We start from the raw sequence: 10079 nt of genomic DNA, 5'->3' as shown, positions 1-10079 counted from the left end.
GCAGATAGGCCCGGCCCGCGTCGCGGGCCCGGCTGACCTCGTCCCAGCCGAGCATGCAGACGATGGAGTAGGGCGCCAGCGACGCCTCGGAGGCGCCCGCCACCACCGCGTCCGCCCCCCGCCGGATGGACCGGCGGGCGTGCGCCAGCGCGTCCAGACCGCCGGACTCGTCGTTCGCCACCACCCCACAGGGGCCCTTGAACCCGTTCCGGATGGAGACCTGGCCGGTGCTGGCCGCGTAGAACCACGCGATGGACTGGTACGGGCCCACATAGCGCGGCCCCTTGCTGTACAGCTGCTGCAGCTCGCGCTGGCCGAACTCACCGCCCCCGGAACCGGCGGCGGTCACCACGCCCACGGCGAACGGCGACATGTCGTCCACCGGCAGCTTGGCGTCGTCCAGCGCGAGATCGGCCGAGGCCATCGCGAAGTGGGTGAAGCGGTCGGTCTGGACGAGGAACCGCTCCTCGATCATCGAGCCCGGATCGAAGCCGCGGACCTGGCCGCCGATCCGGACCGGGAAGTGCTCACTGCCCTCCCGGGAGATCCGGTCCAGGAAGGTGATCCCCTCCCGGGTGGCCTTCCAGAAGGCGTCGGTGCCCACTCCGTTGGGGGCGATCACACCGAGGCCCGTGACGGCCGCGCCCCGGTTCCGGGTGGTCTTCGCAGATGTCATGCCGCACTCCCGTCCGCCCGGCTCAGCACCACCGCGGACTGGAAGCCGCCGAACCCGCTGCCGACCGACAGCACATGGCGCAGCGGGAGGTCGCGGGCGGTGCGCGGGACATAGTCGAGGTCGCATTCGGGGTCGGGGGTCTCGTAGTTGGCCGTCGGCGGCACCACGCCATGGGCGAGGGCCATGGCGCAGGCGACCACCTCGATGGCGCCGATCGCCCCCAGGGAATGGCCCACCATGGACTTGATCGAGCTCATGGGGGTCTTGTACGCGTGCTCGCCCAGGGACCGCTTCACGGCCGCCGTCTCATGCCGGTCGTTCTGCTTGGTGCCCGAGCCGTGCGCGTTGACGTAGTCGACCTCGGAGCTGTTGACGCGGGCGTGGCCGAGCGCGTGGTCGATCGCCTCGGACATCTCAAGACCCTCACGGGTCAGACCGGTCATGTGGTAGGCGTTGCCGTAGGTGGCGAACCCCCGGAACTCGCAGTAGACCCGCGCCCCCCGGGCACGGGCGTGCTCCAGCTCCTCCAGGATCAGCACGGCGGCGCCCTCGCCGAGGACGAAGCCGTCCCGGTGGGCGTCGAACGGCCGGGACGCGGTGGCCGCGTTGTCGTTGTTCGCCGAGGTGGCCTTGATCGAGTCGAAGCAGGCCACGGTCAGCGGGGTGATCGGCGAGTCCGCGGCCCCGGCGACGCACACATCGGCCCGGCGCTCCTCGATCGCCTGGAAGGCGTATCCGATCGCGTCCAGACCGGAGGTGCAGCCGGTCGAGACGGACTGCACCGGGCCCTGCGCCCCGGTCAGCTCCGCCACCCCGGAGGACAGCGCGCTCGGCGAGAACGCGTGCTGAAGGTGCGGACCCGCCTTGCGGTGGTCCACATCCCAGTGCTCACCGGCGTCGCTGACCTTGACGTAGTCCTGCTCCAGCCGGGTGGACGCGGCGACCGCGCTGCCCAGCGAGACCCCTATCCGCCAGGGGTTGAGCGCCTGGAGGTCGAGACCGGAGTCCCGTACCGCCTCCTGGGCCGCCACCAGCGCGAACTGCACATAGCGGTCGGAGCGTTCGATCTGCTCGAAGCTCAGACCGCGGGCCAGCGGGTCGAAGTCGCATTCGGCGGCGATCCGGGAGCGGAACCGCTCCGCGTCGAAGAGCGTGATGTTGCGGGTGGCCGTACGGCCCGCGGTGAGCATGTCCCAGAACGCCGGGACGCCCACACCCCCGGGGGCGACGACACCGAGCCCGGTGACCACCACCCGTCGGGTCACGACGTCGCCTCGGCGGGTTCGGCGGCCTCCGTGTCCACGTGACCGAGCTCGGGGCGCGGCGCCAGGGGCCCGAGGTGGAAGACCATCCGGGCCTCGGTGCTCCCCACATTGCGGAACCGGTGCCGCATGTTGATGGGGATCAGGATCGCCTGGTCGGGGCGGAGCGGATGCGCCTCGCCGTCCAGGTCCACCTCCATGTCGCCGCTGACGACGTACACGAACTCCTCGGAGTACGGGTGGTAGTGCTCGGCGACCCGTTCACCGGGCCCCACGATGGCCATCCCCATGAAGCCGCTCGTGGCGCCCACCAGAGGCGGTGTGAGCATGGCGCGCACATCGCCACCGCGCCGGCGGTTGGGGGCGACCGCGGCGAGGTCGACGACGAGAGGGGACTGCGTGGTCATGATGAGTTCCTCCAGGTAGCGTTGCGCGGTCCGCGCCACGGGGGTGGAAGGTGCGAAGGGGGAGAGACGTCGTCAGTGGTCCGCCGACTTGCGGTCGGTGATCGGGGTCATGTCGCAGTCGGCGAGGAAGCGGCGCTGCCCGATGTCCATGGACAGGTCGATCACCGCACCGTCCGCCCCGAGGTCCAGCAGGCGGCCCAGTACGGCGGCGGCCCGCCGGCCGCTCACACCGGCCGCCATGGCGGGGTTCCGGTCCAGCGGTACGGCCAGGTCCACCAGCCGCACCACGATGTCGTCACGCTGGAAGATGGTGCTGCTCAACAGGGTCTTGGCGGACTGCTCGACGGTCATCTCCTTGTTCACCGCGAGCTCGTCCTGCCGGGCCAGCAGACTGGCCACCGCCGGGCCGCAGCCGGTCTTGACCGGATAGAGCAGGGCGTGCCGGTGGACGCCCTGGGCGGGGCGCGGCCCGCCGGCCGTCATGTGGTGGACCACCGGCAGCGAGGCGCGGGCGAAGAACTCCCGTGCCGAGCTGGGGTCGTCGAGGTTGCGGTCCTCCTCCAGATACGGATTGAGGGCCTCCTCGGCGGCCCTGATCTCCGGCTGCCGGGCCACGAAGCGCAGCGCCGCGGTCAGATCGCCCTTGACCTCCACGGCCCGCACCACCCGGTTGCCGCTCATGAACACCGAGGTGCGGGAGAGCCGGGTGGTCTCGTCGACCCGGGCCTCGGGCGAGGCGTAATTGGCAAGGATCTTGGCGACCGTGTCCTCGCTGCCGGGCTTCACGGTGAAGGTGAGCGCCTGCCGGACCAGCCCGTCGCCGACCCGCAGCGCGGCGTCGACGCCCCGGGTGGTGACATCGACCGGCGCGGACCCGGCGGTCAGGGTCTCCCGCAGGATGCTGAACCGCAGTGAGCGGGTGTCCTCGACGCAGCCGTGGAAGGGCTTGACCATCTCCCGGTGCGCGGGGGAGTCCACCCAGGCGAGGAACGGAGGGGCGCTTTCCCATTCGCTGGTGATCAGCCACTGCGAGGGGTTCTCGATCGACTGGCACAGCTGGTCGCTGATGTGCCCGGGTACCGCGGCCACCTGCTGGGACAGCTGATCGTAGGCACGGAGAAAGCGCTGCTCGGCACCGCTGTTGACCTGCACCAGCAACACGACGCGCAATCTGGTGTCGGTGAGAGCGGATTCCACGGTCGTCGGCGACTGGTTCACCGTGGTCTCCGGAATGTCGGACAGGGTGCTCATATTCACTCCTTATTTCGCGGACGCGTCTTCCGGGCATCGAGGACACCCGCCCGTTAGACGATCGTGGAGCGCTCCCACCAATGGCGCGAGATATGTGAGCCATCCGAGCGAACGCCTGGTCAGCGCCCCGGAGCGGCCCGGAAACACCGGGCATAGCAGTAAAATGAACCGTCTTGCCGACAATGCTGAGCGTGTGCCCGTCCTCATCGCGGGCGGCTCCCTGGTGGGCCTGTCCGCCTCACTGTTCCTGGGCCGACTGGGGATCGGTCATCTACTGGTCGAGAAACACCCGCGCACCTCGCACCACCCGCGCGGACGGGGGAACAACATCCGGACGATGGAACTGTTCCGCACCGCCGGAGTGGAGTCCGCGATCCGCGAGGCCGCGTCCGTCCTGGCCGACAACCACGGAATCCTGCAGACTCCGTCCCTCACCGGTACGGAGGGCAACTGGCTCTTCCGGGAGATGGACCCGGGTGGCAAGGCCGCCCGGATCAGCCCTGCCGGATGGTGCCTGTGCAGCCAGAACGACCTGGAGCCGGTGCTGCTGAGCGCGGCCCAGGGGCTCGGTGGCGAGCTGCGGTTCTCCACCGAGCTGATCTCCTTCGAGCAGGACGCGGACGGCGTCACCGCCACCCTCCTGGACCGCAGGTCCGAGCGGCGCTCCACGGTCCGCGCCGACTACCTCATCGCCGCCGACGGCCCCCGCAGCCCGGTGCGCGAGGCCCTTGGCATCGGGCAGAGCGGACGCGGTGAACTGTTCCACAACGTGTCCGTCACCTTCCGTGCCAAGCGGCTCGCGGACGCGGTCGGGGACCGCCACTTCATCGCCTGCTACCTCACCAACCCCGAGGCCGACGGGGCGCTGCTGCCCGTCGACAACCAGGAGCAGTGGGTCTTCCACGCCCCCTGGCACCCCGAGCGCGGCGAACCGCTGGAGGCGTTCGACGACGAGCGCTGCGCCCAGCACATCCGCACCGCCGTCGGCATGCCCGACCTGGAGGTCGAGGTCACCGGAAAGGCGCCCTGGCACGCGGCCGAGCGGGTGGCGGACCACTACTCCGACGGCCGGGTCTTCCTCGCCGGGGACTCCGCGCACGAGATGTCGCCCACCGGCGCCTTCGGCTCCAACACCGGTATCCAGGACGCCCACAACCTGGCGTGGAAGCTCGCCGCCGTCATGGGCGGCTGGGCGGGTCCCGCGCTGCTGGAGACCTACGGCATGGAGCGGCGGCCGGTCGCCCAGGCCACCAGCGCCCGCGCCGCCGCCCGTTCGGCCGAGCACAGCCACCCCGGCTACTCGGCACCGGCCACCGAGGGCCCGCAGTCCAATGTCATGGCCGTCGCCATGGGCTACCGCTATGTGCGGGGCGCGGTCGCGGGCGCCGACCCCACCGCCCCCGCGGTGCCCGACCACTTCACGGTCTCGGCCGAGCCCGGCAGCCGCGCACCCCATATGTGGGTGCACCGCTGCGGGGTGCGGCTGTCCACCCTCGATCTGTACGAGCGCACCTGTGTGCTGCTCACCGGACCGGGCGGCGCCGCCTGGCACGAGGCCGGCCGCCGCGCCGCCGACGCCCTCGGCGTACCCCTGGACTGCTACCGGGTGGGCGAAGGACCGGACCACGAACTCGCCCCCGAACCGGGCATGGACTGGGCCGAACTCCACGGCACGGCTCCCGACGGAGCGGTCCTGGTCCGCCCCGACGGCTTCGTCGCCTGGCGGGCGGAGCGCTCGGTCTCCGACCCGGAGGCCGCGATGACGCGTGCGCTGCGAGAGGTTCTGCGGCTGGACGGCTGACCCCGCTTTCCCGGAGGCCATCGGCGTCCGGACGCCACCCCGCTTCCGGGTCCACCCGCCCGGGGCTGTGGGACGCGGCGCCGGGCGCCGGGCCGTATCGACGATGGTGAGCAGGACCCCAGCGTCCAGGGTGTCGAACTCGCCGGGCTGATCCGTGATGGCGAGAGCTTCCAGGAGTGTCAGCACGCGGCCGGTGGGTCGAGCCATGTTCGCAGCCCAACGCGAATACAGGACCGATTCTGTCCACTATTTCTCCTAGCCTGCGACGTGCACGCCTTCAGCACAGCCAAGGAGATCCCCATGGACTTCGTCTCGATCCGCATCATCACCAGCGACGTAGCGCGCCTCGTCGAGTTCTACGAGCGAGCCACAGGAGCGCGGGCGACGTGGGCCACCGAGGACTTCGCCGAACTCAAGACCGCGGGCGCCACCCTCGCGATCGCCGGCACCCGCACGGTGCCGCTATTCGCCCCGGGCTCTGCCCGCCCGGCGGACAACCACAGCGTGATCACCGAGTTCCTCGTCGATGACGTGGACCGCGTGCACCAGAACCTGACCGGCTTCGTCACCGACTTCGTCACCGAGCCCACCACGATGCCCTGGGGCAACCGGTCGCTGCTGTTTCGTGACCCCGACGGCAACCTCGTCAACTTCTTCACCCCCGTCACCCCGGCGGCCATCGAAAAGTTCGCACGCTGACGCCACGCACAGCCGCTCACGCGGGAGCCCTGAGATCTCAGAGCTCCCGGTGAACGCTGCCACCGAGTCCAGGAGCGCCACCAGCAGGGGACATCGGAACGCACCGCTGACCCTCGAAGGACGTCTGTGCTTGTGTCTGCGGATCGACGCCGGACGTCCGATCGCGCACGTGGCTGCGGAAGCCGGGACCCTTCTGACTGCTGCTGGCGTTACTCTGAACTGAGTTGGCAGAGCGCCGGTTGGCGGATCGGGGGCGGATGATGGCGACGACTTCGAACGGTGGAGCCGAACCGCCAAGTAACCCAGTACGCAGGAGAAGTCCATAACGTCTTCATTGGCGATCACGCCGCTTGTGCACGCCGGGAACCCTGACCTCAGTTACCTACCGCTGGTGACAAGCCTGACGGGTGGGTTGATCACGGTTGGCGGTGGCGCGCTGGCGCTGCACTCGAAGCGCACCATGGCCAACCTCACGACGGCCGCCGAGGAGAACGAGAGAAAGATCGACATCGATCACAAGCTCGAAGTGGCGACAACCTTTATCGACCGTGTTGAAGACCCGGAGGCGAAGGACCGCCTCAACTCGGCTGCCGCGATGAAGGCCCTGGGCATGGAAGCGAAGCCAGAGACGATGGTCGACCGTCTTCTGCCGGGTGAGCAGCCCAAGGAGATCGAGCCAGGTGAATCGACAGGCTGAGTCTCCTTGGGCCTGGCGTTCGCCGAAGCGGTCGAGGCTCCGGCTCTCAGGGTGGCGCGGTCAGCCCGCCGCCTCGCTCTGGGCGTCGCGGGCGGTGCGACGGCGCAGGCGGCGCCACAGCGCGGGGGCCGTGCTGATCACGACCGTCAGGATCACGGCCGCCGCCACGCCCTCCCATGGCTCGGGGAAGAGCGAGCCGCCCAGGATCCCGATCAGCTGATACGTCACCGCCCAGGCCAGCGCCGCGGGTCCGGCGCCCCGGGCGAACCTCCGCAGCGGCCAGCGCGCCAGCAGGCAGGCCAGCATCACCGGTATCCGCCCCGCCGGGATCAGCCGGGAGAGCACCAGAACCGCCACCCCGTGCTCGTCCAGCCGCGCCTGTGCCTGGTCCAGCCGCTCCGGCGCCGCGTGGTCGTGGATCCGCTCCAGCCACCGCGAGCCGTTCTTCGAGCGCACCCCGCGCCGCCCGAGCCAGTACAGCATCACATCGCCGGAGAAGGCCGCCAGCGAGGCCACCCCGAAGACCACCAGTAGCGACAGCGGGGGAGCGGTCTGGTGGATGGCCACCACCGCGGCCGAGGAAACCACCGCCCCGGTGGGCACCACCGGGACCAGCGACCCGAACACCACCAGCAGGTACAGCGAGGGGTACCCCACCGCCTGCTGCGTCGACTCGGACGGCACGCTCCGCGCCAGATCCGCCAGATCCCCTATCACCTGGCGGGCTCCAGCCGCACGCACTCCCCGTGCACCAGCCGGTGCACCACCGCGTCGGGGGCGAGCCGCCCGGCGTGGCGCACGAAGTCGTCGCCCGGGGCGTGGAATTCATGCGGACGGATCGTGTCCATTCCGATCGGCCAGTACGTCCCGTAGTGCACCGGCACCGCGCAGCGCGCCCCCAGCCGCGCCAGCGCCTGTGCCGCGCGGCCCGCGTCGAGATGGCCGGGGCCGAGGTACGGCCCCCAGCCGCCCACCGGAAGCAGCGCCACATCGCAGGCGCCCACCGCCTCCGCCATCCGGTCGAACAGCCCGGTGTCGCCCGCGAAGTACGTGGTCGACTCACCGCTCAGCACATACCCCAGCGCGGGCACCCGGCTCGGCCCGTACGGCAGCCGCCGCCCGTCGTGCGCGGCCGGTACCGCCCGGATCCGTACCTCGCCGACCGCGCACACGTCCCCCGGCGCCATCTCGGTCACCCGCAGCCCCCGCGCCGCGACCACCCGCCGCAGCCCGGGCACCGCCCGCCCGGCCCCGCGCGGCACCAGCAGCCGGGTGCCGGGCAGCAGCTTGGCCAGCGAGCCGAGGTGCAGATGGTCGGCGTGCAGATGCGAGACCAGTGCCACGTCCGCCACCGCCGCGGCGGCCGGTGGCACGGCTCCCCGGCGGCGCCGCAGATGGGCCAGCCGCCGTACGAAGAGGGGGTCGGTCAGCACCCGCACACCGGAGTCCCGCACGGTCGCGGTGGCATGCCCCCACCAGGTGATCTCCACCGACATCTCCCGCCTCCTCCCTCGGGCCGTCCCGCCCCGATCCTCTCACCCCGCCGGGTGGCGCATGGAATCAGCTTCCGCCGGGTATGCATGACTCATGCATGACGAGAGGGAACGCGTAGCGAATCTGCTGGGGGCCACGGCGCTGGCGATCACGGACGATCTGCTCAGCGCCCCGGCCGCCGCGTCCCGTCTGAGCATGAGCGCGGCCGCCGCGCTGATCGTGCTCCGCGCCGACCCCGGGGTGAGCGTGACCGAGCTCGGCCGCCGGGTGGGGCTGACCCAGTCCGCGGCGGTGCGGATGGTCGACGGGCTGGAGCGGGACGCCCTGGTCGAGCGGCGGCGCGGAATCGGCAACTGGACGGGGGTCCACCCCACCGCCAAGGGCCGGCGGACCGCGGGTCAGCTGCTGACCTCGCGGACCTCCCGGCTCACCGGGGTGCTGGACGGCCTCGGCGAGGCGGAGGTCCGCGACCTCGGCGCACTGCTGGCCACGCTGCTCGACGGGCTCTACCAGGGCAGTGGCTCGGCCGACCGGATGTGCCGGCTGTGCGACCGGACCGCCTGTACCCCGGACGGCGTGGAGTGCCCGGTCGGGGCCGCGGACCGGGCGGCCGCGCGGACGGCGGCCGAGGACGGGGCCCGTACGGACCATGGGTGAGCTGCTGGCCGTCGCCTCGGCGCTCTGCTTCGGCACCACCCACTTCCTGAGCGGCCTGGTCTCCCGCCACCGGCACGGGGTGACGGTCGCGGCCTGTGCCCAGGCGGGCGGCACGGTGATCAGCCTGGTCCCGGTGCTGCTCACCCAGGGCGCCAACGCCCCGCCCGCGGCCCTGGGCTGGGGCGCGCTCTCGGGGCTCGGCACCGGTATGGGCGTGGCGTGCCTCTACTGGTCGATGAACCAGGGGCCGATGAGCGTCGTGGTACCGGTCAGCGATGTCACGGCGGTGGGCCTGCCGGTGCTGGCCGGGATCGCCCTCCTCGGCGACCGGCCCTCGCTCCCGGCGCTCACCGGGATCGCGCTCGGGCTGCCCGCGCTCTGGCTGGTCTCGCGCGGTGAGCCACGGCCGACGGCGGCACGGGCGGAGACACCGGGTGCGACCCGGGCGGGCACACCGGGTGCGACGCGGGCGGGCACACCGGGTGCGACCCGGGCGGAGACACCGGGCGCGGCACGGGCGGGCACACCGGGTGCGACCCGGGCGGGCATGTCGGCAGGGACACGGGTGTCCACACCGGGAGCCACGTCGGCGGAGATACCGACAACCACACTGACGGCCACATCGGTCGCCGCCCCGGCCGAGCGGGCACAAGGGGCCGACCGGCCGCGCCCGGCCGTCGTCATGGCGCTGGTCGCCGGAGTGGGCCTGGCGCTGCACTTCTTCGCGCTCGCCCGGATACCGGCCTCGGCCGGATGGTGGCCGGTGGTGGTCAGCCGGGCCGTGTCGGTGGCCGTCATCCTGGCGCTGTTCCCGGCGACCGGCGCCTCCCTGCGGCTGCCCCGCCGGGCGGCCGCCGTGGCGGCGGTGGCGGGCGCGCTCGGCACCCTGGCGACCATCCTCTATCTGCTCGCCACCCGGCAGGAGTTGCTGTCCGTCGCCGTGGTGCTGTCCGCGCTCTATCCGGCGGTGCCGGTGCTGCTCGCGCTGACGTTCCTACGGGAGCGGATCACCCGGCCCCAGGCCGTCGGGCTGCTCGGCGCGGGGCTGGCCATCGGGCTGATCGCCCTCAACTGACGGCGAGTCGCCCTCAACTGACGGCGGGTCGCCCGCACCCGGTCCGACAGCGACGGCTGT

The 10079-nt window shown here is 71.8% G+C and carries 11 protein-coding genes; 5 read left to right on the top strand and 6 right to left on the bottom strand.

The features are described 5' to 3' along the window. The 4 genes from GWI24_RS32930 to GWI24_RS32915 all read right to left on the bottom strand — a co-directional run. Window positions 1-676 (bottom strand): beta-ketoacyl synthase N-terminal-like domain-containing protein (locus GWI24_RS32930; RefSeq protein WP_281790950.1); only part of this gene is annotated, 676 nt, incomplete at its 3' end. Further along, window positions 673-1941 carry a beta-ketoacyl synthase gene (locus GWI24_RS32925; RefSeq protein ID WP_210949715.1) on the bottom strand — a complete coding sequence of 423 codons (1269 nt, stop codon included), beginning with the start codon at window positions 1939-1941 and terminating at the stop codon, window positions 673-675. The genes GWI24_RS32925 and GWI24_RS32930, both read right to left, overlap by 4 nt. Next, window positions 1938-2345 (bottom strand): cupin domain-containing protein, encoded by a 408-nt coding sequence (locus GWI24_RS32920; protein WP_201852966.1) that lies wholly within the window; start codon window positions 2343-2345, stop codon window positions 1938-1940. Before GWI24_RS32920 ends, GWI24_RS32925 begins: the two co-directional genes overlap by 4 nt. Before the next feature lie 72 nt (window positions 2346-2417). Then, window positions 2418-3596 (bottom strand): SchA/CurD-like domain-containing protein, encoded by a 1179-nt coding sequence (locus GWI24_RS32915; protein WP_210949714.1) that lies wholly within the window; start codon window positions 3594-3596, stop codon window positions 2418-2420. Between the two features lie 163 nt (window positions 3597-3759). Between GWI24_RS32915 and GWI24_RS32910 the strand changes: the two genes are divergently transcribed. The 3 genes from GWI24_RS32910 to GWI24_RS32900 all read left to right on the top strand — a co-directional run bounded on the left by GWI24_RS32910 (window position 3760) and on the right by GWI24_RS32900 (window position 6793). Then, window positions 3760-5397: an FAD-dependent monooxygenase gene (locus GWI24_RS32910; RefSeq protein WP_210949713.1), complete on the top strand. Its 1638-nt coding sequence runs from the start codon at window positions 3760-3762 to the stop codon at window positions 5395-5397. A 300-nt stretch (window positions 5398-5697) separates the two neighbouring features. After that, entirely contained in the window at window positions 5698-6096 is a 399-nt protein-coding gene (locus tag GWI24_RS32905; RefSeq protein ID WP_090932844.1) for a glyoxalase/bleomycin resistance/extradiol dioxygenase family protein, read from the top strand. Window positions 6097-6487: 391 nt separating this feature from the next. Then, window positions 6488-6793 (top strand): hypothetical protein, encoded by a 306-nt coding sequence (locus GWI24_RS32900; RefSeq protein ID WP_247617190.1) that lies wholly within the window; start codon window positions 6488-6490, stop codon window positions 6791-6793. 60 nt (window positions 6794-6853) lie between these two features. Here GWI24_RS32900 and GWI24_RS32895 read toward each other — a convergent pair whose 3' ends face one another. Then, on the bottom strand, window positions 6854-7507 hold the full coding sequence (locus GWI24_RS32895; RefSeq protein WP_374103367.1) for a DedA family protein: 654 nt from the start codon (window positions 7505-7507) through the stop codon (window positions 6854-6856). Beyond that, complete coding sequence (locus GWI24_RS32890; protein WP_210949711.1) at window positions 7507-8289, bottom strand: MBL fold metallo-hydrolase; 783 nt, start codon at window positions 8287-8289, stop codon at window positions 7507-7509. Before GWI24_RS32890 ends, GWI24_RS32895 begins: the two co-directional genes overlap by 1 nt. A 91-nt stretch (window positions 8290-8380) precedes the next feature. On the opposite strand from GWI24_RS32890, the gene GWI24_RS32885 reads away from it, so the two are divergent. Both GWI24_RS32885 and GWI24_RS45770 read left to right on the top strand, forming a co-directional pair. Beyond that, window positions 8381-8944 carry a MarR family winged helix-turn-helix transcriptional regulator gene (locus GWI24_RS32885; protein ID WP_210949710.1) on the top strand — a complete coding sequence of 188 codons (564 nt, stop codon included), beginning with the start codon at window positions 8381-8383 and terminating at the stop codon, window positions 8942-8944. Further along, window positions 8937-10019: an EamA family transporter gene (locus tag GWI24_RS45770; RefSeq protein WP_247617189.1), complete on the top strand. Its 1083-nt coding sequence runs from the start codon at window positions 8937-8939 to the stop codon at window positions 10017-10019. The genes GWI24_RS32885 and GWI24_RS45770 overlap by 8 nt, the downstream gene beginning before the upstream one ends. Window positions 10020-10079 lie beyond the last annotated feature (60 nt).

The organism is Streptomyces sp. MK37H, from assembly GCF_018035285.1.
Classification (GTDB): domain Bacteria; phylum Actinomycetota; class Actinomycetes; order Streptomycetales; family Streptomycetaceae; genus Streptomyces; species Streptomyces endocoffeicus.
The sequence above is the reverse complement of the archived record's forward strand: the minus strand, read 5'-3'. Positions and strand labels throughout refer to the sequence as shown.

Coding starts and splice junctions, on each gene's coding strand:
- GWI24_RS32920 (WP_201852966.1), bottom strand. CDS start 2,345: ATGACCACGCAGTCCCCTCTCGTCGTCGACCTCGCCGCGGTCGCCCCC.
- GWI24_RS32915 (WP_210949714.1), bottom strand. CDS start 3,596: ATGAGCACCCTGTCCGACATTCCGGAGACCACGGTGAACCAGTCGCCG.
- GWI24_RS32910 (WP_210949713.1), top strand. CDS start 3,760: ATGAACCGTCTTGCCGACAATGCTGAGCGTGTGCCCGTCCTCATCGCG.
- GWI24_RS32905 (WP_090932844.1), top strand. CDS start 5,698: ATGGACTTCGTCTCGATCCGCATCATCACCAGCGACGTAGCGCGCCTC.
- GWI24_RS32890 (WP_210949711.1), bottom strand. CDS start 8,289: ATGTCGGTGGAGATCACCTGGTGGGGGCATGCCACCGCGACCGTGCGG.
- GWI24_RS32885 (WP_210949710.1), top strand. CDS start 8,381: ATGCATGACGAGAGGGAACGCGTAGCGAATCTGCTGGGGGCCACGGCG.
- GWI24_RS45770 (WP_247617189.1), top strand. CDS start 8,937: ATGGGTGAGCTGCTGGCCGTCGCCTCGGCGCTCTGCTTCGGCACCACC.